This window comes from Limnochorda sp. LNt (assembly GCF_035593265.1).
GTDB lineage: Bacteria > Bacillota > Limnochordia > Limnochordales > Geochordaceae > Geochorda > Geochorda subterranea.
Genome location: NZ_CP141614.1, coordinates 369,795 through 393,259 on the forward strand (window position 1 = coordinate 369,795; position 23,465 = coordinate 393,259).

Sequence of the window (23,465 nt, forward strand, 5' to 3'; positions counted from 1 at the left end):
GACTGTCTCCCCCTGTCGGCGGCCGGCGGGTCTAGTCGTCGGTCTCCTGTGCGCTGTCGCCGTCCCGAGATGGCTCAGTCGCGCCCTTCTTGCGCTGGTATCGGGCCACGACCCGAGTGACGGGCGGCGAGGCGAAGTACGGGCGGCACGCCTCGATGAGACGCCGGAGCTCGGGCTCCAGTTCTTCGACTCGAGGCAGGTGCAAGCCCTGCGGCCGCACGACCCGTTCCTCCTTCACCACCAGGTCGCACGCCGTTCGCAGTCGAAGCCCGTGGTCGAGGAACCGCCGAATCTTCCACAAGCTGAGGAGCGTCATCAGTTCGGTGGCCGGCGAAGGCAGGCCGTAGGAGCGCAGGAGCGCAAGGTCCAGGTTGAAGTAGGCTACGATGCGCCGGGCGACGAATTCCTCGCGAGTGAAAGGCACGTTGCCGAACCCCGCCTGCGTGTCTCCCTGTGGGTCAATGCGGTCGTTCTTCACGCCACCGCTCAGCACCGACCGAGCATCTTCAGCCTCGATGAAGGCCGAGAGAGCCCGCGTCAGCCGGGCGCGCCCGTCCAGCTTCTCCAGGAAGACCCCATGCAGGACGCTGAAGGGATCGAAACGGAAGACCGCCTGAGCCAGCCGCCGGCGATCGACGAGCCCCACCGACGCGGACTCCTGACTGGCGTCAGCACCCCGTCGTCCTCTCCCCCCCTTGCGTGCCTGAATGCCGGCTGCCTCACTGAGGAGCCTTCTGAACTCTCCGTCTTCGTCGCCGATGATGTAAGGCGAGTTGAGGCGGTGGGCCTCCAGGACGGACGACGTCTCGCCGATCACCGTGCCGTCCGGACCGACTACTTCGACCTTGACCCACGGCAGCCCGCGCAGAGGGGCGACCAGGTCACCGGCGGCCTCGTCCCAGCACACAGCCTCCAGGCGGTTGGCCATGGACTGGACGGACTCGACCAGGAGGAACGGGGTGCCGTCGGCCGATTCGAAGCGAGCCGGACCGAGATCAGGAAACCCCGTCGGTTGGAAGCGTTGCCCCTGTGCGGGTTTCAACTCCACCTCGATGAAGATGCGTGACTCCTGCCTCGACACGTCGAGCCACGATGCTACCCTTGCACTGGACGTCATGCTCTTGCCACCTCCAGCTCTCCGGGCTCTCCTTCTTGAGCGCCTAGCCCGGCTCTTCTCCACAGGGTCGTGACCTCCACCACCGGCAACAGAAGCGCGGCTCCGATACGGACAGCCATGTCTTGCCACGCCGCGCTGTCCTCATGGGTCGGCCGCGGCGGCTCGAGCCCGGCTGCTCGTAGCCGAAGCTGGGCCTGGCGGACCGCGGCGGCGACGTCGCCGCCCATCAGCCGCAACAACACCGATGGGTCTGGCCTCACGGGCACCGGCTCCATCTGGAACCCCCCAACGGCGCCCTCGGGCCGTAACCGCCTGCCGCCCCGGGCAATCGGCCACGGCAGGAAGAGTAGCTTGAGCAGCGCGTAGGCCCAGGGCAAGGTGGACGCCCGGCTGGCGGCGAGGTGGGTGCGGGGCTCTAGGCCGCTGCCTCGTCCAGACGCGGGTACGGCTTGATCCCACCGCACCAGGCTAAGCCCGCCGATGAGCTGCTCCAACTCGCGGTCGTCGACCTGGCCCTGGAGGTACGCGCCGATGTCTGCGAGCGAGCACGGCTCGACACTATCGATGTCGGGATAGGGCAAGAGGAGGGTGGTAGACTCCATCACGCGTCGATACAGGATCTCCAGGAGCTGCCGTTCCAAGGAGTCTCGGCGGCCCACAACACGGGGAGAGCCGTCACGCCAGACCCACCGGCCGTCGGCCTGCAGCTCAACGGGTTCAAGGTGTGCGCGCATGGGGCCGAGCCTTTGGGCGCGCTCGGTCTCAAGCGTCGCGTCGGATGGGCGGTGACTCCCTACGGCCGCGATGGACTTGGCGAGTCTGAAGGCTGTCGAACCGTCGTCGAGGAAGGGGAGCCATCGCGGGCTGACGCCCGGAAACGGGGACAGGCCCGACCTCTCGCGAAACTGCCGGGACCTGGCCACCGTCACCTCTGCCTGCCAGACTGCCACCAGCAGCCGCTGCAGTGCGCGACGCCGCTCCGACTCGGACGGCGTGGCGGCGTAGTCGACGATGGCCTCCTCGATAGCCTGCAGCCCCCGGCGTATGGCCGTTGGGACCCGCTCGCGCGTCACCGCCCTACGCAGGCGCTCCAGCCATCCACCCCTGTCGAGGTCGGCAAGTAGCGTGCCACCTTCATGCTGTGTCACGCGGTAGTACCCCAACGGAGCTGCCAGATAGGCCCGGCCGCTGCGCCTGAGGAAGCCGAAGCGCCAGAAGCCGGCTATGCCGCGGTCCACTCCTAAGCTGACGATAGCACGGACCACGTCGGCGCCGGTGCGTGCCTGTCGCCCTGCCCAGGTGATGCGGCCCTCGGTGAGCAGTTGCGAGATCTCGCGGTAAGAGGCCGCCCGATGCCATACCGGTAGCCATATCTCCGCCCGCACCGCTTCTTCCTCGTACTCTGCCGGGGATGAAGTGGGGTATCCTACCGGGGAGGTTTGCACAGTGAACGGAAAGGCGGGCCTGGGGTTGCCAGGATCCAGGTCAGCGGTGTAGCGCCGTGCAGCCCCTCCGGCCAGCAGCAGCGTGCCCTCCAGTCCGAGCACGAGTTCCCACGGATTGACCAGCGACTCGCCCTCGACGCCTTGGGTGGCGTTAGGCCCCCCGACCCCGCCGGGATGAAACTGGCCCACCGACGCCTCCAGCAGAGGTACTCCCGCCTGTGCAAAAAGAGCGGCTTCGAGCCACGCCTCTGACCGGCGGCGGTCCGCTCCGAGCTCCGGCAACACGTCGCACAGGCGCTGCATGAAGTTGTTGGTGAACTCCAGCCGCCCATCGATGGCACCAGTCCCGAGCAGCGGAGGGTAGCGGGGAGCCTCCTCGGTCAGCACATACGCCGCATCGAGCCATTCGACAGCCTCGTCGGGCAAGGATGCGCGTAGGGCCGCGAGGATCTCGGCCTTGCGACCTCGGTTAGGTTTGGCCTGCAATCCCAGGGCATCCAACGTTGCCCGTGCCAGCGCGATGACGCGCCGGTACAGGGCGAGACGCGGCGCTGTCGAGCTTTCGATGGCCTCGATGCCCGCTTTCGCGTCGCTCGGGAAGAAGCCGCTTCCCCCGTTCCAGCACCCGATGAGAGGGGTCGGGCGGTACTCGTCGATGAAGAAGCGCACGAGGTCTCGGCGGTCGAGCCGGGTGTCCAACACCAAGGTCCCTTGCAGCCATCTTGCACGCACATGGGGGTCCGCCTGCTCGGCCACCAGCCTCAACACACCTAGCGCCTTGAGGTAGCTCAGGAGCGGATCCGGGCGGCATCCAGCTAGCTCGACCTCGGCCACGCCGATTCACCTCCTCCGTTGCGGCTAGCTCTCCTTCTCGCGGAGACTGGCCCGCACGTCGGCGACGCGCAAGAGAGCCTCCAAGAACGCAAGACGAAACGGGCCCCACCGGGCTGAGTCCCTGAGGGCGACCATCCGGTCCGTCCACGAACGTCGGGAGGTGCCGTCAGCCCCGGAGAGCCCGATTTCCATGAGACTCAGGTCCAGGGTCAGCCTGTCGATGCTCACCGCGCCGGCGATATGCACAGGCCCCAGAGAATCGCCCTCGTAGATGCCCAGCGCGTGACGGCGACCATCGCTGGGGAGCTCCTCCGTGGGAAGGGAACGGATGACCAGCCGTACCTTGCCGTGATGAGCCGCAACCAGGAAGGCAGCCAGGTCGAGCAGCTCACCGTCAAGGTCAGGGGGCGGCGATTGCAGCAGTGCCAGGGCACTAGCCAGTTCGTGGCGGAAAGGCCGCCGGCGCCGTTGGCCCAGGCTCGGGGCTTTTGCCCACAGTTCGCGGGCTCGCATCTCGCGCTCGGCCTCCTGGGCGGCCTCGATGAGCGGTAGCTGGAACTGCTCGTGGGCCTTGCCTACGTCATGGTAGGCCGCGGCTACCCTTAAGACTCGGGCCTCATCCTGCCCGATGCCAGCCGCTCCGAGGCTGGCGAGCAGTGCTTCCGTCTCGTCGATGACGTCGCGCGTGTGGTCAACGAGCGTCACCCAGCGCTCCGGGGTCGTCACTCCCTCGTCGCTGTCTGCCGGCTCTTGAGGTGACCCGCTCAAGCTTGAAGGCGACGGCTTGCCGTCCACGGTGACGACCGGCACCGGCTCCCTGCTCTCGGGGGTCCAACCGGTCTCGAGCTGGTAGCCGCCCTGCGACGTATGAAGCAAGAGCACTTGGCCCGGTCGAATGTCGGCAGGCCTTGCAACGACCCACCCCCCTTGACCTGACTCTGCCAGGGGGTCCCACAACCATGCTTGCCGATGGCCCTCTTGGAGCATCTTTCTGGCCTCGTACACGGGGACGGGGCAGAGCTCCGACCGCACCGGTGACGGGAGCTGACGGGGCGGCTGCTGGCCGACCGGCCACTCCCGCCAATAGAGAAACACGTCTAGATCGGCGCCTTCCCGAATGAAGCGGGAGACATCCAGGTGCTGGCCGGTCAGGTCCGGGGTGGTATCGAAGAGCCCCACCAAATCGCGCCGGCGGAGCACGTGTCCCGTTACGACCACAGGTGAACGTGCAGCGTGGGGCCGGATGCCCTCCAGCGCCTGAGGTGACGCGCTGGCCCCCTCCATCTCAGCCAACAGGTGTCGGGCTGCCTGCAGCGCTTCAGCCTCGTAGGGCGCGGCCTCCCGGTCGGAAACGTCGACCCAGAAGACCTGGGCCCCATCGACCACTTCACCGTAGCGGTTGCAACGACCCAGCCGTTGCACCACACTCTCCCAGGGCGCGACCTCGGTGAAGAGCGTGGCGGACGAGACGTCGACGCCGGCTTCCACCACTTGAGTCGTCACGAGGATCTGTCCTGGGCCGTCTTGCGGGACGTTACCGAGGAATTGCTGCTGCCGCGCGACCCTGTCCGCGGGACGAAAGCGGGAGTGCAGGAGTCCGACCTCCGGTGCAGCGGTGCCCTTGGTGATGGAGTGCAGTTCGGCATAGAGCCTTTGAGCGCGATCGACCGTGTTGACGACCACCAGGGTGCGGGTACCCGGTCGGTGGGCATCCAGGATGGCTCGGGCCAGGGCTGTGTCGGAAGGGCGATCTGCCCTCCGCGAGCCACGTCCTAGCTGGAGCCTTCTCACCACCTTGCGGGCGCTCAGTCGGGGTTGAAGCACCGGGTGGCGCCGGTCCTCGGGGCCGAGGGTCAGGATGCGGTGAGGCTCCGGTGCCGGATGGTCGACCGTTTCCAGGGCGGCGAGGTCCACGGTCGCTGAACACCAGAGGGTGTGCGTCGGGCCGTAAGTACCGAGGAGGCGTCGTAGCCCCTGGAGCTGTAGGCTGGTATAGAGGCTGACGCCGAGCAGCTGCACCTCGTCGAAGACCCAGAGGACGTCGGAGTTGAGCAAGCCAAAATCGACCGGCCATCGGTATCGGCTGAGCGCGTAGCCGCGGTTGAGGGCCCGAGAGACCAGCATGTCCACGGTACCGACGAGGATCGCCTCTCGCTCGGGCTCGAGCCACCATGCCTCGTCCACGCGCCCTCCCATGAGGATGGCGACTCGTATGCCGGGCTTGGATGGGTCCGGGGGGCCTTCATAGAGCAAGCCGAGCCTTTGAAGCATCTCCCGCGCCGTTGCGGCCGTTTGTTCCACCAGGACGCGCATGGGTAGCGCGTAGACGAGCCGACGAGGGGTACTTTGCGGGTCCACGTGCCGTCGCCAAATCCATGCTGCGATGACCGCGGCGGTCTTGCCGGCTCCTGTCGGTACGTTGAGCACTATCGGCAAGGCTGGCTCGGTAGCCAGTTGCCTCTGATAGGGGAACGGATCTCTTGAGGTGCCAGCGGCGATAGAGAATAGACTATCGAACCGTGCGCCGAGCATGATGACGTTAGCCACCTCCTCGGCCCGGACCGCCTGACCGTGGGACGTCCGTTAGTAAGGGTTGCAAGGATGAGCCTAGTTAGGATGAACGAGGCCGGCCCCCGTTCACGACGAACGTAGGTTACGTCCCCAGAGGGACGCAGAGCTACAGCGTGAAGGAGGCCGGCGACGTGGATCATATCACGAAGTTCGTAAGCCTGGACGTCTCGAAGGAGACCATCGCTGTGGCCGTGGCCGAGCGGGGGACCGCCCCGCCCCAGTACCTGGGCAGCGTGGCGAACACGCCCGAGGCCGTGCGCAAGCTGGTGAGGCGGCTGGGCAAGCCGGAGCAGCTCTTGGCGTGCTACGAGGCGGGGCCCACCGGCTACGGGCTGTACCGGCTCTTGAGCCGGCTGGGGGTGCGATGCCTCGTGGTGGCGCCGTCGCTGACGCCCGTGCGGCCCGGCGACCAGGTGAAGACCGACCGGCGCGACGCCCTGCGGCTGGCCCAGTTGCTGCGAGCCGGCGAGCTGACGCCGGTCTGGGTACCCGGCGAGGAGGAAGAGGCGCTGCGAGACCTGGTGCGGGCCCGGGAAGGCGCCAAGCGGGACCTGAAGCGTGCCCGCCAGGAGCTGAGCAGCTTCCTGTTGCGTCACGGCATCGCTGCGCCGAAAGGCACGAAGCGGTGGTCCCGGATGTTCCTGCGCTGGCTCGATACGCTGAGCTTCCCCCACCGGGCCACCCAGGTGGCTTATCAGGAGTACGTGGAGGCCGTGCGGGCTCAGCAGGCCCGGGTGGATCGGCTGGAGGCGGAGATCCATGCGCTGGCCACTGAAAGCCGCCAGGCGCCGGTCATCCAGGCGTTGCAGGCCCTCAAAGGGGTCGGGGAGGTGACGGCGGTGACGCTGGCAGCTGAGATCGGGGAGTTCTCCCGTTTTCGCAGCCCGGCCCAGTTGATGGCCTACGCGGGGCTGGTGCCCCGCGAGCACTCCAGCGGGGCTCAGACCCGGCGGGGCGGGATCACCAAGACCGGCAACGCCCATGTTCGGTTCGTGCTGGGGGAAGCGGCCTGGGCGTATCGCCACCGCCCCGCCGTGAAGGCTCCCTTGCGGAGCCGGCAACAAGGGGTCGACCCGGAAGTCTTGCGCATCTCGCTGAAGGCACAACAACGGCTGCATCGGAAGTACTGGCGCCTGCTCGGCCGGGGCAAGCCCGCCACGATCGCGGCCACCGCGGTGGCCCGTGAGTTGCTGGGGTTTGCCTGGGCTGTTGCATGCCACGTCGAGGCGCAGCAGGCTCGGAGGGCCGCCTGACAGGAGGGCTGAGGTCGGAACCAGAAGGCTCTACAGGGATCCGGCCGACCGGGTGAGCCGGAACCAACCGGGGACCGGTGGGGGGAATCCTCGAGTCTCCTATGCACACGGCGCCTGAAGCCGCACGTGCGTCCCTAGTTCGAGGCAGCTCCCCGACGGATGGCGTAAGATGCGGTAGCCAACCCGCGGATATCAGAGTGCCAACCGTCGACGACATCCCCGGCCCGGCTCCACCCCGGCGGATCACGATGGGGGTTGACGGCCTCGTTCATATCAGGTGACTGCTCGGAAACCATACCCCACCGGGTATAGGCTCATGAGGTTTGAAGAATGGACACCCGATGATAAGCGTTGACGGGCGTTCCTAGACAATGAGTGAGGACGTCGCTGCACAGCCTCAGTCTTGCTCTGTCTTGCTTCACAATCCTTGCGTTCACGCCTATTTCCGTGGTAGGATGCGATTGGAAACCACCTCCGGGCAGGGAGTGGAGCGGCGTGCTGGGCCGGCGCAACCGGCAGACCACCTTCGACGACGTCACCTGGCGACAGCGCATCCCCAAGGACTCCTACTGGTGGCGGCTCCACGACTGGGCGGTGCAGAACCTGGACGAATCGATGTTTGCTCCGCTGTTTGACGCCCGCACCGGAAGGCCTTCGGTGAGCCCGGTCCACACGTTTCTGGCGCTGTTGATCCAGATGGAGAAGGGCTACTCGGACCGGGAGATGGAGCAGGAATCCCGCTTCGATGACCGGGTGAAGCTGGCGATTTTGGCGGGGCGGGACTTTGAGGGCATCGATGCGGTGACGCTGTGCGACCACCGCCGGCGCTTCTTGCAGCATGGCATCGCGGCGGCCATGCTGGAGAGGACCCTGGCCTCGGCCAAGCAGGCGGGGCTGTTTTCGCCGGAGCGCTCCCAGATCGTCGATTCCTTTCTCATCCACGGCGGGGCCGCCGTGCAGGACACCTACACCCTCATCCGCAAGGGTATCGTGCGGGTCCTGGCGGTGGCCCGGATGCACGAGCTGGACGGTCCGCTTTCGGCGGTACTGAAGCGCACCGATTACCACCAGCCGGGCAAGCCCCGGATCGACTGGGACGACGCCGAGGCCCGCCGACAGCTGCTCCAGGCGCTGGTCGACGACGCGTCGGCCCTGGTGGCGGCGGCGCGGGCGCTTGCGAAGGTGCCCGAGGACTTGAAGGCCATGGTGGACCTGCTGGAGCGGGTGGCCACCCAGGACATCGAGCGGGACCCGGACGGGACGGTCCGCCTCAAGCAGGGGGTGGCCAAGGACCGGGTCATCTCGGTGGTCGACCCCGAGATGCGCCATGGCCACAAGACGGCCTCGAACCGGGCAGACGGCTACAAAGCCCATCTGATGACGGGCGGCGAGGGCCACCGGCTGGTCACCGCCGTCGCGGTGACGCCCGCCAACGCACCGGACGACGCGAGGCTGGAGGCGATGCTGGACGACCAGGAGCGGCACGGCCACCGCCCCGCGGAGGTGCTGGGCGATCAGGCGTACTTCGACGTCGAGCGCGCCCGGCGCCAGGCCGAGAAGGGGACCCTCATCGTGGCCAAGGCGCCCCCGGCGACGAACCGGGAGGGGTACTTCTCGAAGGAGGCCTTCGCCCTGGACGCCGACGCCGGCACGCTCACCTGCCCCGCAGGGCAGACGGTCCGCTTCGACCCGGGCCGACTGCAGCACCACAAGGGGTTCGTGGTGAGCTTTGCGGCCGAGGCCTGCGGGGCCTGTCCCCTCAAGGCCCGCTGCACGCCGGCGGCGGCCCGTCAGGTCACGATCCACCCCTACGAGGTCGAGCTGCGGCAGGCTCGGGCGTACCAGCGCACCCCGGCCTTTCGGGAGCGCTACCGGCTGCGGGCCCGCATCGAGCGCATCGTGCGGCAGCTCAAGACCCACGGGGCCCGCAAGGCGCGCTACTGGGGTCGCATCAAGGTGCGCTTCCAGCTCCTGCTGGCCGCCATCAACCACAACATCAAGGAGGTGATGGCCGCCGGGCCACCCGTGGGGGTGGTGGGCCCCGCATGAGTAAGAAGCTGGAAGACAAGGAAAAGAGAAGGGAAACCGGGGGTTGGAAAGGCAGCACGACGCGCTCCGCCCTCCCGTCGAAGGCCGCGATTGGGTCGAGCTCGAACCCGCTGGCCGCATGCCTGACCTTTCAAACCCCCTACCAAAGGCCCGATTCAACAGGAAACCGAGCAGTCACCTAGATACCTCCTGTCACAGGTACAAGGACAACTCTGGCCTGAAGTCGGTCTCACCCCCGGGACTGCGGGCCGGGACATTTGGCGGGGATCGACGCCGATGGGGACCCCGATTCAGCTCATCAACTCCCATGGTGTGATCTACCATACTGTCCCCGGGCCGTCAACACCCGTCCATGCCACCTGCCCCCGCCATCCGCATGCCACGTTGGAAGGGGGATTGCCGCAGAAGGGCCGCCTGGCAGGCCGGGGACCCCAGATGAGCCCGAACCCCGTGCCGCGTCCACCGCTCTAGCTGCTGGCACCGTCACCCTAAGGCCGGTGGATCGCTCCCCGGGTGGCACCGCCGAAATGGTTGACCTGGAATCCTCCGCGGAGGACCCCGCCGCGACGCGTAGCGAGGGGAGCCGCACGTCCCAACGGGGGCCGGACACCTGCTTGGGACGAGAGGGCTTCCTTTGCCTGCAGAACTGACTTACAATCCTGGCGCGGGGTCGGTGCAGTAGCGGCGCTGTTCAGGCGTCCTTTCCCCTTGAGGGCTCCATTGAAGCATGAGATGCGTCGGGGTACCCGGACCGAGGATGGCTTCTACCGCGGCATCTCCGCGGCCCCACTAACGCCCTTCTGGTCAGCCAGCCTCGGGAGGGTTGGTCCTTTACCAGGCTACGTGCTGCCGGCCGGCCCCGCGCGCCGTCATCCTGCCCAGGTTGCCAGGCATTCCCTCAGGGCGTAGCGAACTTCCTGGGCGGGATGGTGAGCGTGGCAATGGACGCCGTCGGCGAGCGCCTGGTAAGCCGGGTCGAGCGCCTGCGAGCCCTGGAGCAGGCGCTGCTCAAGGCGGGGGATCGGGGGGTGCGCCCGGCGGAGCTGGCCCAGCGCCTGGGAGTGCGCCGCCAGACCATCTACCGTGACCTGCAGGCGCTGGCCGACACCGACGTCCCTGTCTGGAACCCCGCCCGTGGCCGCTGGGCTGTGCGCCAGGAGCAGTACGTGGGTACGGTGCGCCTCTCCATCCATGAGGCGGTGGCCCTCTTCTTCGCGGCCCGCCTCCTGGCCCGCATGGCAGACGAACACAACCCCCATGCTATCAGCGCTCTGGAGAAGCTGGCGCTGCGCTTCCCCGAGCCGGTGCGGGAGCAGGCCATGCGGGCCGCCCCCCTGCTGGAGCGCCGCCCGCGTAACCGAGAGTTCGTGCAGGCCCTGGAGTGCCTCACCCTGGGCTGGATCGAACGTCGAAAGGTGCGCGTCCTCTACCGCTCCGCCCGGGGCCGCCAGCGCCACCCGTACGTCTTGCACCCGTACTTCCTGGAGCCGACGGCGCCCGGGATGGCCGTCTACGTGCTGGCCTACGAGGAGTCCTACTTCCGCCAGTTCGTCACGCTCAAGCTGGAGCGCATGAGTCAGGCCACGCTGCTGGACGAGCGCTTCCCCGAGCGCGACTTCGACCCCGTGGCGGCCCTTCAAAGCGCTTGGGGCATCATGTGGTCGTCGTCTCCGGTGACGGTGCGGCTGCGCTTCAGCCCGACGGTGAGCCGGCGGGTGCGGGAGAGCCAGTGGCACCTCTCCCAGCAGATGGAAGAGAAGCCCGACGGCTCCTGCATCCTGACCCTGCGCATCGGCCACACCCTGGAGGTCCTCCCCTGGATCCGCTCCTGGGGCCGTGACTGCGAGGTGCTGGAGCCGCCCGAGCTCCGCTCGCAACTGGCGGAGGAGTACGAGGCCGCCGCGCGTCTGTACCGCACGGCGGCCACAGCAGATTCCGTGTCCGGCCTGAGGCCCTCCTCAGGCCGTCACCCGCGCTTGTAGGCGATACCCGTGCCTCCCGTGGGATAGCGCCAGACCACGTTGCCGCTGGGGCAGGCGATGCGGCACGTGCCGCACTCCAGGCAGTTCTCGTAGGCGATGCGCATGTGGTCGTCTTCCCACTGGTAGACGGCCGCCGGGCAGAAGAGAAGGCACGGCCGCTCGCAGCTCATGCAGCGAGCCGGGTCAGCCAGGGTGATGTGAGAGCCGCGATCGGCCCTGTAGCGAATGGTGAAGAGCTTCTTCTCGACCGCTGCCCGACTGCTCATCCCCGCACCCCCCGCAGCGCATCCCAGGCCAGCCGCATGGTGCCCCGCCAGCCTCCGGCTGCCCTGACCACGTGACGCAGGGCCTCGGCCTCGGCCTGGCGCTTGGGCGTGCCGTCCACCAGGAAGTAGCGGTACGCCGCCTCGTTGATCGCGCCGACCAGGTGGTCGAAGAGACGCTCGCCGCCCCACCGGTGCAGCATGGCCGGCAGGCGCCGGATCTTGCGCAGGTCCTGCCCGATGACCGAACGGCGCACCCGGCGGTCGTACGCCATGAGCCGCTGGGCGCTCAGGTCACCGGCCCGCCTCGCCTCCACGATCACTTCGCCGGCCATCTGGCCGGAGAGCATGGCCAGGTTGCTGCCCTCCCGATTGACGAAGTTGACCAGGCCGGCCGCGTCCCCGCACAGCACCCAGCCGTCACCGGCCAGCTGCGGCACGGCATGCCAGGCGCCCTCGGGGATCATGTGAGCCGAGTACTCCACCGTCTCGGCGCCGTGCAGGAGCTTGTGGAGCATGGGGTGCTGCTTGACCGACTCCAGCAGCTCGTACGGTGCGATGGGCCGTCGCAGCAGATCGTCGACCATGACCCCGATGCCCAGCGACAGGGTCTCCTTGTTGGTGTAGAGGAAGCCAAGGCCCGTCAGGCCCCGGGAGGTGGCGCCCAGGAACTCGATGGTGACGCCCTCGTTGCCCTCCAGGTTGAAGCGGTCCTCGATCTTCTCCCGGGGCAGCGCCAGCACTTCCTTGACGGCCAGGCTCACCTGATGGGGCTTCCACCGGGGGATGCCGAGCTTCTCCCGCAGCAGGGAGTTGACGCCGTCGGCGATGACCACCACGTCGGCGTAAAGCTCTCCCTCGTCCCGGTCCACCAGCACGCCCGTCACCCGCCCCGTCGCCGGATCCCGCAGCAGGTCGATGGCGGTGGTCTGGTAGACCGGCAGGGCGCCGGCGGCCTTGGCCTTGCCCGCCAGCCACGGGTCGAACCGCGCACGGAAGGCCGTCCAGGCGTTGGGCGGATCCATGAAGCGGGCGTGGCGGTGCCCGATGCTGACCACCGACTCGGGCCCCAGCAGCCAGTAGCGCTGCTCCGTCACCACGCGCTCGACGGGCAAGCCGCTCTCCTTCCAGGCCTCGCCGATGAGGGCCTCCAGGGCGTGGCGGTACAGCACGCCGCCGAACATGTTCTTGGCGCCGGGGAACTCGCCCCGCTCCAGCATCACCACCGAGAGGCCCTGCGAAGCCATGGTGTAGGCTGCCGCGGCCCCGGCCGGGCCGGCGCCCACCACCACCGCGTCGAAGCGCTCGCCGCTCATCGCCTGCCGTCCTCCTTCGCCGCCGCCACCAGCGTGCCCCGTCCGGCCCGTGCCTCCTGGATGAGGGCGGGCACCACCTCGTAGAGATCGCCCACGATGGCCACGTCGGCGGCCTGCAGGATGGGCGCCTGCGGATCTTTGTCGATGGCCACGATCACCTCGCTGCCGCTCATGCCCACCAGGTGCTGCACGGCGCCGCTGATGCCGCAGGCCACGTACAGCTTGGGCCGCACCGTCTGGCCCGTCTGGCCGATCTGGTGCTCGTGGCCGATCCAGCCTGCCTCCACCGCCGGCCGGCTGGCTCCCACCACGCCGCCCAGCGCCTCGGCCAGCTCGCCCAGCAGCCGAAAGCCGTGGGGGCCGCCCAGACCCCGCCCGCCGGCCACGATGACCCGGGCCTCGTCGAGCCGGACCGTCCTCGTCTGGCGCTCGATGCGCACCACCCGGGCGGCGACGCGGGACTCGTCGAGCGTCACGGCGAGCTCCCGGATCTCGCCCGGCCGGGACGGGTCGGGCTCCAGCGCCTCGAAGACGCCGGGCCGGGCGGTGGCCATCTGGGGGCGGTGGCGCTTGCAGAGGATGGTGGCCATGAGCTTCTCGCTGAAGGCCGGCCGGCTGGCCTGGAGCAGCCGCGAAGGAGGCGGCTCCACGTCGAGCATGGTGCAGTCGGCCGTCAGCCCGGTCGGCACCCGCGTGGCGATGGCGCCCGCCAGGTCGCGCCCCGTGTACGTGGCGCCGATCAGCACGATCTCGGGCCGGTGGGTGCGGATGACGTGCAGGGTGACGTCGCTGTAAGGCTGCGTGCGGTAGACGCCCAGCGCGGGGTGGTCGGCCAGCAAGACGACGTCGGCGCCATAGGCGATGGCCTGCTGCGCCACGTGCCGGACCTGGTGGCCCATCACCAGCGCCATGACGGGGCAGCCGGGCAGCCTGGCGGCCATGCGGCGGGCCTGGCCCAGCAGCTGCCAGCTGACCGGACGGGGCTCGCCGTCGTGCTGCTCGACGACGACCAGGATACCCTCCCATCGCTCGGCGCCGCTGGCGTCGCTGGAGGCCGTACCATCAGCGGGCCGGCCGTCGGGAGGCGTGGGGTGAGGTCGGGAGTCGGCGGTCACGCGCGATGCACCTCCGTTTGGGCCCGAGCGACCCAGCCCAGCTTCTCGGGGAGACGCCGCTCCACCAGGGCCTCCCACGCCGCCCGAGCGGCCTCCTGGGGGCTCTTACCCTCGATGCGCAGGCCGGCGCGGCGGACGGGCTCGGGCACCCAGGCCTTGCCGACCACCGTCGGCGAGCCCTTGAGGCCGATCTGCGAGCGGTCGATGTCGGGGAAGTCCTGGACGGTCCAGACCACGGGCTTGTACCGCACCGCCCGCAGCACCTGGGGCAGGGAGGCCCGGCGTACCTCGTTGAGGCTCTCCATCACGGTCAGGACCGCGGGCAGGCGGGTCTCGACCACCTGCAGCCCGTCCTCCAGCCGGCGGCGCACCCGGATGCGGCGGCCGACGGGGTCGACCTCCTCGATGGCCTCGACGTAGGTGAGCTGCTCGTAGCCCAACCGGGATGCCAGCCCCGGCCCCACCTGGCCGGTGTCGCCATCGATGGTCTGCTTGCCGCAGAGCACCAGGTCCACCTCGCCCCACTGCTGTCCGGCCTTGCGCACGGCCTGGCTCAGCACGTAGGAGGTGGCCAGCGTGTCGGCTCCGGCGAAGGCGCGATCGCTCACCAGCACGCCCTCGTCGGCGCCGAGCGCGACGCACTCCTCCAGCGCGCTGGCGGCCATCATGGGGCCCATGGTGATGGCGGTGACCCGGGTGCCGGGCAGGCGCTCCTTGAGTCGGACCGCCTCCTCGACGCCGTGCAGGTCGTACGGGTTGACGATGGAGGGCACCCCTTCGCGGATGAGGGTGCCGGTCCTGGCGTCGATGCGGATCTCCCGGCTGTCGGGGACCTGCTTGATGCAGACGACGATGTGCAGCGTGTACCCCTCCCTGCCGGGGCGCGGCAGCCGGGGGCTCCATCCGGTGACCGTGCCCGCGTTCACAAGATCGACTCTACGATAGCACACCGGTCGGGCCGCGTCTCGGGAGAGCCTTCAGGGGCTTTCATAACGAATTGGCGGCGCGCTGGCCGTCTGCTTGCTCCCGGGCGGCGGCGATGCGGCGGCGGGCCAGGTCGCAGTAGGCGGGATCGATGTCGTAGCCCACCCAGTGGCGGCCGGTCTCGAGGGCGGCCACGCACGTGGTGCCCGAGCCACAGAAGGGGTCCAGCACCACGTCGCCCACGTAGCTGTAGAGTTGGATGACGCGCCGGGCCAGCGCCACGGGAAACGGCGCCGGGTGCCCCACGCGCCGGGCGGACTCGGCCGGGATCTCCCAGACCGACAGCGTCGCGGCCATGAACTCCTCGCCCTCGATGTCGGACTGCCCCCGCTCGGGGCGGCCGTACGACTCCTTGGCGAAGACCAGCAGGTACTCGTGCACGTCGCGCAGGCGCGGAGCACGAGGTGACCGGTACGTGCCCCAGGCGCAGTTGCCGCTGGCGCCCGAGGCCTTGCGCCAGATGATCTCGCCCATGGGCAGGAAGCCCAGGGCCGTGTGGATGGCGTAGGCGTAGGCATGCAGGGGGATGTACGGCTTGCGCCCCAGGTTGGCCACGTTGAAGACGTAGCGGCCCCCGGGCTTGAGCACCCGGTAGACCTCCGCCCCCACCTGGGCCAGCAGGCGCAGGTACTGCTCCAGGCTCAGGTCCTCGTCGTACGCCTTGCCGGCGTTGTAGGGCGGTGAGGTGAAGGCCAGCGCCACGGTGCCGTCGGGGATCTCCTCCATGGCCTCGGCCGTGTGGCAGTAGATGCGATCCGCCCAGCTCTCCAGGGGGTGCGGCTCGACCGGCTGGGTCGTCACCCCCTCGGCCACGGAGACCGCCAGCGTGAAGGCAGAGGCCAGGTCCACCTGTTCGAACATCCGTCGGGAGTAGAAGGCCCTGGCGTCATGCCTCTCTCGCCGCGACACGCCAAAGGACGACGTCCGGGTGCCCAATCGCTTGCCCCTTCCTCGTTGCGCCGGGCGTAGCATTCGCAGCCGACGGGGCCTCTCCTGCGGGGCGGCCGACGGTCCGTCACCGGGGCAGCGCTCGTCACGGGAGCCGGCGGCGTGGAGATCTGGCCGGCGTCGCCCTGCGAGGGCGTCGTGCAGCGCGGAGGCTGTTGAGCGGTCAGCGGCATGAGCCGCGCCGTGGTCACGTGTCGCTTGCGCGGGTCTGGTAAGCTCACGTCTGGAGGTGGGGTGGATGGAGTACACGCTGCTCGACGGCACGGGCATCCGCGTCAGCCGCGTCGCGCTGGGCACGTGGGCCATCGGGGGATGGCTGTGGGGCGGCACCGACGTAGGCGATGCGATCCGGGCCATCCACGAGGCCCTCGATCTGGGCATCACCACCATCGACACGGCGCCCGTCTACGGCTTCGGGCTGTCGGAGGAGATCGTGGCCCGGGCCCTGCGCGAGAAGCGGGTGCCTCGCGACCAGGTCGTCATCGCCACCAAGTGCGGCATGGAGTGGGACGACAAGGAGAACGTCTGGCGCAACTCCCGCCCCGAGCGCATCCGCCAGGAGATCGAGGATAGCCTGCGCCGGCTCGAGACGGAGTACATCGACCTCTACCAGGTGCACTGGCCCGATCCCGAGACGCCCATCGCCGAGACGGCCGCGGTGCTGGCCGAGCTGTACCGGCAGGGCAAGATCCGTGCCATCGGTGTCAGCAACTACAGCGTGGAGCAGATGGACCAGTGGCGGGCCGTGGCGCCGCTGCACTCCAGCCAGCCGCCGTACAATCTCCTGGACCGGCGCATCGAGGCCGACGTGCTGCCCTACTGCCGGGAGCACGGCATCGCCGTGCTGGCGTATAGCCCCCTGGCGCGGGGGTTGTTGACGGGCAAGTTCACCGAGGAGACGGCCAAGTTTCCGCCGGGCGACACCCGCGCCCGGGAGTCCCGCTTCACGGGAGAGGAGCTCCGCCGCAACCTGCGGCGCGTGGAGCACCTCAGGGCGCTGGCGCAGGAGCTCGGCAAGACGGTCGCCCAGCTGGCGGTGCGGTGGGTGCTGGACCAGCCCGGCGTCACCGTGGCGCTGTGGGGCGCCCGCCGGCCGGGGCAGATCGCCGAGGCCGCGGGCGTGGCAGGCTGGGTCATCACGCCCGCGGTGCGGGAACGCATCGAGGCCATCTTGCGCGAGGCCTGACGGCCTGCGCACCGGACGGCCCCGGGGCGGACGCCCCGGGGCTTTCGTCTGATCGGCCTCGGGGCGTCTTCGCCGTTCGCGAAGGGCATCTGGCCCTTGGACATCCCCCCTCGCGGCGCCTATAATCCCTCCGGTCGAGGTTTGCGCAGGTTTGGTGGCGATTGCCCAGGTTGGAGGGGCTTCGGCGCACCACGGGGGGGTCGCACTTGGCGACGGCAGACGACCGCTTCCTGCGGGCCTGCAGGCGAGAGGCCGTGCGCCCGACGCCGGTCTGGTTCATGCGGCAGGCCGGGCGGTACATGCCCGAGTACCGCGCCTTGCGGGCCCGCTTCGGCCTGCTCGACATCGTCCGCCGTCCCGATCTCTGCGTCGAGGTGACGCTGCAGCCCGTGCGCCGGCTGGGCGTCGACGCCGCCATCCTCTTCTCCGACATCTCGGTGCTCTTCGAGGGCCTCGGCGTCCCCTTCGAGCTGCAGGAGGGGGTCGGCCCCGTGGTGCCGCAGCCGGTGCGCGCCGGCGAGGCGGTGGAGCGGCTCGACCCGGCGGGGGTGGTCGAGCGCCTGCCGTTCGTGATGGAGAGCATACGGCTCCTGCGCCGCGAGCTCGAGGTCCCCCTCATCGGCTTCGCCGGGGCGCCCTTCACCCTGGCCAGCTATTTGGTGGAGGGGGGGCCGTCCCGCACGTTCGCCGAGACCAAGCGCCTGATGCACGGCGACCCGGGCCTGTGGCACGCCTTGATGGAGCGCCTGGCCTCGGCGGTCGAGGCCTTCGCCCGGGCGCAGGTGGAGGCGGGGGCGCAGGCCATCCAGCTCTTCGACAGCTGGGTGGGGGCGCTGGCGCCGGCCGACTTCGACGAGCGGGTGGCGCCCCATTTGCGGCGGCTCGTGGCGGCGCTGCGCCGGACCGGCGTGCCCGTCATCTACTTCGGCGTCGACACGGGCGGTCTGTTGGAGCGCATGGCGGCGCTGGGGCCCACCGTGGTGGGCCTCGACTGGCGGGTGGATCTGGGCGAGGCGTGGCGGCGCGTCGGGTACGACCGGGCGGTGCAGGGCAATCTCGATCCCTCGGTGCTGCGGGCGCCGTGGCCGTTGGTGGAGCGGCGGGCGCGCCAGGTGCTGCACGGCGCGCGCGGTCGGCCGGGTCACGTCTTCAACCTGGGTCACGGGGTCCTGCCCGACACGGACCCGGCCATGCTGGCGCGCCTGGTGGACTGGGTGCACGAGCAGACGGCAGGGGCGCCTACGCCGGGCGCCGCGCCGCCGGCGGGAGGTGCGTCATGACCGATCAGGCGTCGAGGCCGACGTCGGGGCCGCAGCCCGACGGGACGTGGGGCGTGCTGTTGATGGCGTACGGCAGCCCCAGCCGCCCCGAGGAGATCGCGGCCTACTACACCCACATCCGGGGCGGGCGGCCGCCGTCGACGGAGCTGCTGGAGGAGCTGAGGGAGCGCTACGCCGCCATCGGCGGGCGCTCGCCCTTGCCGGAGATCACCGAGCGCCAGGCGGCAGCCCTGGAGCGGCGGCTCAACGCCGGGGGCGGCTCGTGGCGCGTCTACGTCGGGATGCGCCACTGGCAGCCCTGGATCGCCGACGCCGTGCGGCGGATGGCCGACGACGGCATCCGCAGGGCCGTGGGGTTGGCGCTGGCGCCCCACGACTCGCGCATGAGCGCCGGTGCCTATGTCGAGTCCGCCCGGCAGGCTCTGGATGCGCTCGAGCCCGAGCGCAGGCCTGCGGTGCGCTTCGTGCGGAGCTGGGCCACCCATCCGCTCCTGGCCGACGCGCTGGCCCGGCGCCTGCAGGCGGTGCTGGAGCAGGCGGGCGGCGAGCCCGTCGCGCTCTTCACGGCCCACAGCCTGCCGGAGCGCATCCTGAGCTGGGACGACCCCTACCCTCGAGAGGTCGAGGCGACCTGTCGGGCCGTGGTGCAACGGGTGGGGCTCGAGACCGGGCGATGGCGCATCGCCTACCAGAGCCAGGGACGCACCGCCGAGCCGTGGCTGGGGCCGACCCTGGAGTCGGCGCTGCAGGAGTGCGCGCAGTCCGGCGCCCGTCACGTGGTCGTCTGCCCGGTGGGCTTCGTGGCCGACCACCTCGAGGTGCTCTACGACATCGACATCGAGGCCAGGGCGCTGGCCGATCGGCTCGGCCTGCGCCTGGAGCGCACGCCCTCTCTCAACGACGCGCCGGACTTCATCGAGGTGCTGGCCGACGTCGTGACCAGCGCAGCCAGCGGGCGGGGGCAGGGGGCTGGCGAGGAGGCGCCCACGCGCTGATGCGAGTCGCCGTCGTGGGCGGCGGGATGACGGGGCTGGCCGCCGCCTGGCGGCTCGTGCGGGCCGCCCGGGCTCAGGGCCTGCCCGTCGAGCTCCACGTGCTCGAGGCTGACGTCCGGTGGGGCGGCAAGGTGCGCACGCTGCGCCTGGACGGGGGCGTCGACCCGTCGCTGGCGGGAGCCCTCGTCGAAGCCGGCCCCGACGCCATCTACACCCCCAAGCCGTGGGCGGTGGAGCTGGCGCGGGAGCTGGGCCTGGGCGACCGGATCGTGCCGGCGCGCGCAGGCCTGCGGACCAGCGTGCTGCGGGGCGGGCGGCTCGTGACGCTGCCCGACGGCCTCTTCTCGCTGATGCCGTCGCGCCTCGGGCCCTTCGTGCGCAGCCCCCTCATCAGCTGGCCGGGCAAGGCCCGCATGGGGCTGGAGCTGCTGGTGCCCGGACGCCGGGACCAGGCCGACGAGTCGCTGGGGGCGTTCGTGCGGCGCAGGCTCGGGGCGGAGGCGGTGACCTACCTGGCCGAGCCGCTCCTGGCGGGCATCCATGCGGCCGATCCCTGGCGGTTGAGCCTGGCCGCCACGTATCCCTCCTTCCGCGAGGACGAGCGCCGGTACGGCAGCCTGGTGCGGGCCATGCTGGCGCGGCGTCGAGCCCGCGGTGGCCGGCGGGGCACGCACGGTTCACCCTTCGTCAGCCTGGCGGGCGGGCTCGAGGAGCTGGTGGAGACGCTGGTGGCGCGCCTGCAGGAGCAGGCGGTGCTGCGGCTCCGGACGCCCGTCACGAGGCTGTGGCCCGGCGAAAGGGGCTGGAGGATGGAGGCCGCGGCGGCGGGAGGGGCATCCGGCTCGCCGGACGGGGGCCGGTGGGATGCCGTGATCCTGGCGGTGCCCTCTCATCGGATGGCCGCGCTGGCCGAGCCCTGGGACGGCGAGCTGGCCGGCCTGCTGCGCCGGATCCCCTTCGCCTCGACGGCGGTGGTGACGCTGGCCTACCGCCCCCAGGACGTGCCCGAGACGTCGCCGGTGCGCCGCGGCTCCGGCGTGCTGGTGCCGTCGGTGGAGGGGCGGCGGGAGGGGCTCGTCGTGACGGCCTGCACGTGGTTTTCGTCCAAGTGGCCCCATGCCAGCCCCAGGGGCGCGATGCTGGTGCGCTGCTTCGTGGGCCGCTTCGGCGACGAGTCGGCGCTGGACATGGGTGACGAGGCCCTGGCGCGTGCGGCGGCGCTGGCCGTCGAGCGGCTGGGGGGCCTGGCGGGGCGGCCCTGCCACGTCGCGGTGCATCGGTGGCCCGCCTCCATGCCCCAGTACCAGGTGGGCCACCTCGAGACCGTGGCGGCCATCGAGCGCCGGCTGGGCCGGTGGCCGGGGCTCTTCGTCGCCGGTGCCTCGTTTAGGGGCATGAGCCTCTCCGATTGCGTGCGGCAGGGCGACCAGGCGGCCCAGGCTTGCGTGGCCTACCTGGCGGCGCGGGCCTCCGGTGCGCCCCGGCCCATCGAGGAAAGGGTGGGATAGAGTCCGTGGCCGACAAGTCGGACCTCTACGTCTACTTCCCCGTCTTCCAGCGGACCCGGCGCTGGGCGGAGCTGTCGCCCGAGCAGCGCGAGCAGACGGTAGCCGAGGCCCAGGGGCTGCTCGAGCAGGGCGGCGCCGTGCAGGTGCGGGGGGTCTACTCGACGGCGGGCTTTCGGGCCGACGCCGATCTGATGATGTGGTGGATCTCGCCGTCGCCGGACGAGCTGCAGGCACGGCTGGCCGCCTTCCGGCGGACGGCGCTGGGCGCCCGGCTACGGCTGACCCACGCCTTCATGGGGCTGCACCGACCCGCCGAGTTCAACCCGGAGCACGTGCCGGCCTTCGTGCAGGGCAAGGCGCCGCTGCGATACCTGTGCGTCTACCCGTTCGTGCGCACGCCCGAGTGGTATCTGCTGCCGCCCCAGGAGCGGGCGGCCATGCTGCGGGAGCATGGCGAGCTGGCGAGGCCCTACCCCGACGTGCTGGCCAACACCACGTCGGCCTTCGGGCTGGGCGACTACGAGTGGGTGCTGGCCTTCGAGACCGAGGACCTGGGCCGACTGGTCGACATGATCCGGGCGCTGCGCTCGGCCAAGGCGCGCCGCTACGTCAGCCTGGAGACGCCCTTCGTGACGGGCATCCGCAAGAGCCTGGCGGAGGCCGTGGCCGACCTGGGGTGACGGCGTTGAGCGAGTGGGTGGGGCTCAAGGAGGCGTGCCGGATCCTGGGGGTGCACGAGACCACCCTGCGGCGGTGGACGGACCAGGGGCTCATCGTCGCCTTCCGCACGCCAGGGGGCCACCGCCGCTACCTGCGCCAGGAGCTGCTGGCCTTCCTCGAGCGGGGCCGGGCCCTGGCCCTGCAGGCGCCGGCGGAGCCGCTGGAGCGGCTGCAGCAACGGGCGCTGGCCGAGGCCCACCAGATACTGGCCCACCGGCTGGTCGAGGAGCCGTGGACGCCCCGCTACGACTCCGTGCGGCCCTCCAAGCGTGCCAACGGGCGCCAGCTGCTGGGGCTGCTGATCCAGTACGCGGCGCGGGGCGACCAGGAGCAGGCCTACCTGCAGGCGGCCCGGGCCATCATGCGCCAATACGGCCGTGAGGCGCTCCAGCTCGGGCTGTCCATCCCCGAGACGGCCCGGGCCGTGCTGACCTTCCGCCAGGTCATCATGGAGGCCGTCGCCCATTCGCTGGACCGTCCGCCGGCCCACGACCCCGAGGGGTGGCGGGTGATGGAGCGGGCCGGGATCTTCTTCGACGAGCTGCTGGTGGCGACGCTCGAGGGGTACCTGCAGGGCGACGGGAGCGGCGGGGCGCAGCCCGGGGAGGCGATGGCGTGAGCGAGCCTCGGAGCGGGCCGTCCATGTGGGGCATGGACTGGCGGACGGCGCCGCTGGAGCTGCGGGAGCGCCTGGCACTGGGCGACGCGGCGGCGGTTTCGGGCCTGCTGGAGCAACTGGCGGGGCCGGCCGTCGTGCTGGCCACCTGCCACCGGATCGAGGTCTACGTGGAAGGTCCCGAGCAGCTCGGCCCGGCGCTCGAGGCCCTGGCGCGGCGCGGGGGCGTGAGCCCGTCGGCCCTGCACGCCCACGGCGCGGAGCGTCACGGGGAGGCGTGCGTGCGCCACCTCCTGGAGGTGGCCGCCGGGCTGCAGTCGGCGATGGTCGGCGAGCCCCAGATCCTGGGTCAGGTGCGCGACGCCCTGGGCCTGGCGCGCCAGGTGCGGCCGCCGGGCCCGGTGCTGGGAGCCCTCTTCGAGCGGGCGGTGCACGCCGGCAAGCGGGTGCGGACCGAGACGGCCCTGGGGAGCGCGTCGCCCTCGCTGGCGCGCGAGGCGGTGCGCCGGGCCGTCGAGGGCGGGCTCGACCTGGCGAGGGGCACGGTGCTGGTGATCGGCAGCGGCGAGACCGCGATGCTGGCGGCCCGGGAGGCCGTGGGCGCGGGGGCGAGGCGGGTCCGCTTCTGCGCCCGGCGGCCGAGCAGGCCTGCAGGCGGCGCGGGCCGCGCTGCAGCGCCGGGGCGGCGCCGAGGTGGCGCTGGATGCGGCCCCCATGGCGGCGCTGCCGGAGCTGTTGGAGCAGGCGGACCTGGTCGTCTCCGCGACGTCGGCGCCCGGCACCGTCGTGGCGGCCGCATGGCTGGTGGCGGCGGTGCGGGCGAGGCCGCGGCCGGGGCGCCGGACCTGTGGGTCGTCGACCTGGCCGTGCCGAGGGACGTCGAGGTGCCCGCGCCCATGCCCGAGGGGCTGCGCCTGCTCGGCATCGACGAGGTGGCGCGAGCGGCCGAGGCGGCGCCGCGAGCGCCGGAAGGGACGGGCGGCGAGGATCGGGCGGCGGCCATGGCCATCGTCGGGCAGGAGACGGCGAGCTTCATGGAGTGGCTGCGCCAGCGTCAGGCGGCGCCGGCGGTGGTGGCCATGCGACGGCGCGCCGAGGCGGTCCGGGCGCAGGAGCTCGAGTGGGCGCTGAGGCGGCTCGACGGTCGGCTGGCGCCCCGGGACCGCGAGGTGCTGGAGGCCATGACCCGCCGGCTCACCAACAAGCTCATGCACCTGCCGACCCTCTACCTCAAGCGCATGGCTTGCGAGGCAGGGGACGAGCGCCAGGAGAGGGCGGGATGA

Annotated in this window: 18 protein-coding genes; 10 read left to right on the forward strand and 8 right to left on the reverse strand. The window is 70.7% G+C overall.

The features are described 5' to 3' along the window. Window positions 1-31 precede the first annotated feature (31 nt). The 3 genes from cas7g to cas3g are packed head-to-tail and all read right to left on the reverse strand — an operon-like array spanning window position 32 to window position 5,928. Window positions 32-1,117 (reverse strand): type I-G CRISPR-associated RAMP protein Csb1/Cas7g, encoded by a 1,086-nt coding sequence (gene cas7g, locus VLY81_RS01795; protein WP_324669317.1) that lies wholly within the window; start codon window positions 1,115-1,117, stop codon window positions 32-34. Beyond that, a complete protein-coding gene (cas8g1, locus tag VLY81_RS01800; RefSeq protein WP_324669318.1) occupies window positions 1,114-3,396 on the reverse strand; it encodes a type I-G CRISPR-associated protein Cas8g1/Csx17 in 2,283 nt (760 codons plus the stop codon). The genes cas7g and cas8g1 overlap by 4 nt, the downstream gene beginning before the upstream one ends. Before the next feature lie 24 nt (window positions 3,397-3,420). After that, the gene (cas3g, locus tag VLY81_RS01805) at window positions 3,421-5,928 is read right to left on the reverse strand and encodes a type I-G CRISPR-associated helicase/endonuclease Cas3g (RefSeq protein WP_324669319.1); all 2,508 of its coding nucleotides are present in this window, start codon (window positions 5,926-5,928) and stop codon (window positions 3,421-3,423) included. Window positions 5,929-6,098: 170 nt separating this feature from the next. On the opposite strand from cas3g, the gene VLY81_RS01810 reads away from it, so the two are divergent. From VLY81_RS01810 to VLY81_RS01820, 3 genes are all read left to right on the forward strand, one after another. Continuing rightward, window positions 6,099-7,220, forward strand: a complete 1,122-nt coding sequence (locus VLY81_RS01810; protein WP_324669320.1) for an IS110 family RNA-guided transposase — start codon at window positions 6,099-6,101, stop codon at window positions 7,218-7,220. A gap of 495 nt (window positions 7,221-7,715) precedes the next feature. Then, a complete protein-coding gene (locus tag VLY81_RS01815) occupies window positions 7,716-9,269 on the forward strand; it encodes an IS1182 family transposase (RefSeq protein ID WP_324669321.1) in 1,554 nt (517 codons plus the stop codon). A gap of 926 nt (window positions 9,270-10,195) precedes the next feature. After that, window positions 10,196-11,251 (forward strand): helix-turn-helix transcriptional regulator, encoded by a 1,056-nt coding sequence (locus VLY81_RS01820; RefSeq protein WP_324669322.1) that lies wholly within the window; start codon window positions 10,196-10,198, stop codon window positions 11,249-11,251. Here the strand turns inward: VLY81_RS01820 and VLY81_RS01825 are convergent. From VLY81_RS01825 to VLY81_RS01845, 5 genes are all read right to left on the reverse strand, one after another. Further along, window positions 11,236-11,517, reverse strand: coding sequence for a ferredoxin family protein (locus VLY81_RS01825; RefSeq protein ID WP_324669324.1), 282 nt, complete (start codon window positions 11,515-11,517; stop codon window positions 11,236-11,238). The two genes, VLY81_RS01820 and VLY81_RS01825, sit on opposite strands and share 16 nt — an antisense overlap. Continuing rightward, a complete protein-coding gene (locus tag VLY81_RS01830; RefSeq protein WP_324669325.1) occupies window positions 11,514-12,830 on the reverse strand; it encodes an FAD-dependent oxidoreductase in 1,317 nt (438 codons plus the stop codon). The genes VLY81_RS01825 and VLY81_RS01830 overlap by 4 nt, the downstream gene beginning before the upstream one ends. Further along, complete coding sequence (locus VLY81_RS01835) at window positions 12,827-13,945, reverse strand: electron transfer flavoprotein subunit alpha/FixB family protein (RefSeq protein ID WP_324669326.1); 1,119 nt, start codon at window positions 13,943-13,945, stop codon at window positions 12,827-12,829. The genes VLY81_RS01830 and VLY81_RS01835 overlap by 4 nt, the downstream gene beginning before the upstream one ends. Further along, entirely contained in the window at window positions 13,942-14,871 is a 930-nt protein-coding gene (locus tag VLY81_RS01840; protein ID WP_324669327.1) for an electron transfer flavoprotein subunit beta/FixA family protein, read from the reverse strand. The genes VLY81_RS01835 and VLY81_RS01840 overlap by 4 nt, the downstream gene beginning before the upstream one ends. A gap of 61 nt (window positions 14,872-14,932) precedes the next feature. After that, window positions 14,933-15,790 carry a DNA-methyltransferase gene (locus VLY81_RS01845; protein WP_324669328.1) on the reverse strand — a complete coding sequence of 286 codons (858 nt, stop codon included), beginning with the start codon at window positions 15,788-15,790 and terminating at the stop codon, window positions 14,933-14,935. A 325-nt stretch (window positions 15,791-16,115) separates the two neighbouring features. On the opposite strand from VLY81_RS01845, the gene VLY81_RS01850 reads away from it, so the two are divergent. The 7 genes from VLY81_RS01850 (at window position 16,116) to VLY81_RS01880 (ending at window position 23,465) form a co-directional block, all read left to right on the forward strand. Then, a complete protein-coding gene (locus VLY81_RS01850; RefSeq protein WP_324669329.1) occupies window positions 16,116-17,063 on the forward strand; it encodes an aldo/keto reductase in 948 nt (315 codons plus the stop codon). 206 nt (window positions 17,064-17,269) lie between these two features. Beyond that, on the forward strand, window positions 17,270-18,343 hold the full coding sequence (gene hemE / locus VLY81_RS01855; RefSeq protein WP_324669330.1) for a uroporphyrinogen decarboxylase: 1,074 nt from the start codon (window positions 17,270-17,272) through the stop codon (window positions 18,341-18,343). After that, entirely contained in the window at window positions 18,340-19,338 is a 999-nt protein-coding gene (gene hemH, locus VLY81_RS01860) for a ferrochelatase (RefSeq protein WP_324669331.1), read from the forward strand. Before hemE ends, hemH begins: the two co-directional genes overlap by 4 nt. Then, window positions 19,338-20,846, forward strand: coding sequence for a protoporphyrinogen oxidase (gene hemG, locus VLY81_RS01865; protein WP_324669332.1), 1,509 nt, complete (start codon window positions 19,338-19,340; stop codon window positions 20,844-20,846). Before hemH ends, hemG begins: the two co-directional genes overlap by 1 nt. Window positions 20,847-20,851: 5 nt before the next feature. Then, window positions 20,852-21,526 carry a hydrogen peroxide-dependent heme synthase gene (gene hemQ / locus VLY81_RS01870; protein ID WP_324669333.1) on the forward strand — a complete coding sequence of 225 codons (675 nt, stop codon included), beginning with the start codon at window positions 20,852-20,854 and terminating at the stop codon, window positions 21,524-21,526. A gap of 5 nt (window positions 21,527-21,531) precedes the next feature. Next, on the forward strand, window positions 21,532-22,185 hold the full coding sequence (locus VLY81_RS01875; RefSeq protein ID WP_449731228.1) for a MerR family transcriptional regulator: 654 nt from the start codon (window positions 21,532-21,534) through the stop codon (window positions 22,183-22,185). After that, window positions 22,182-23,465: a glutamyl-tRNA reductase gene (locus VLY81_RS01880; protein WP_324669335.1), complete on the forward strand. Its 1,284-nt coding sequence runs from the start codon at window positions 22,182-22,184 to the stop codon at window positions 23,463-23,465. Before VLY81_RS01875 ends, VLY81_RS01880 begins: the two co-directional genes overlap by 4 nt.

What these genes read in the sequence shown, in the direction of transcription:
- hemH (WP_324669331.1), top strand. Translation starts at nt 18,340, where the DNA reads ATGACCGATCAGGCGTCGAGGCCGACGTCGGGGCCGCAGCCCGACGGG.
- cas7g (WP_324669317.1), bottom strand. Translation starts at nt 1,117, where the DNA reads ATGACGTCCAGTGCAAGGGTAGCATCGTGGCTCGACGTGTCGAGGCAG.
- hemG (WP_324669332.1), top strand. Translation starts at nt 19,338, where the DNA reads ATGCGAGTCGCCGTCGTGGGCGGCGGGATGACGGGGCTGGCCGCCGCC.
- VLY81_RS01825 (WP_324669324.1), bottom strand. Translation starts at nt 11,517, where the DNA reads ATGAGCAGTCGGGCAGCGGTCGAGAAGAAGCTCTTCACCATTCGCTAC.
- VLY81_RS01820 (WP_324669322.1), top strand. Translation starts at nt 10,196, where the DNA reads ATGGTGAGCGTGGCAATGGACGCCGTCGGCGAGCGCCTGGTAAGCCGG.
- VLY81_RS01845 (WP_324669328.1), bottom strand. Translation starts at nt 15,790, where the DNA reads ATGTTCGAACAGGTGGACCTGGCCTCTGCCTTCACGCTGGCGGTCTCC.
- VLY81_RS01850 (WP_324669329.1), top strand. Translation starts at nt 16,116, where the DNA reads ATGGAGTACACGCTGCTCGACGGCACGGGCATCCGCGTCAGCCGCGTC.
- VLY81_RS01830 (WP_324669325.1), bottom strand. Translation starts at nt 12,830, where the DNA reads ATGAGCGGCGAGCGCTTCGACGCGGTGGTGGTGGGCGCCGGCCCGGCC.
- cas3g (WP_324669319.1), bottom strand. Translation starts at nt 5,928, where the DNA reads ATGCTCGGCGCACGGTTCGATAGTCTATTCTCTATCGCCGCTGGCACC.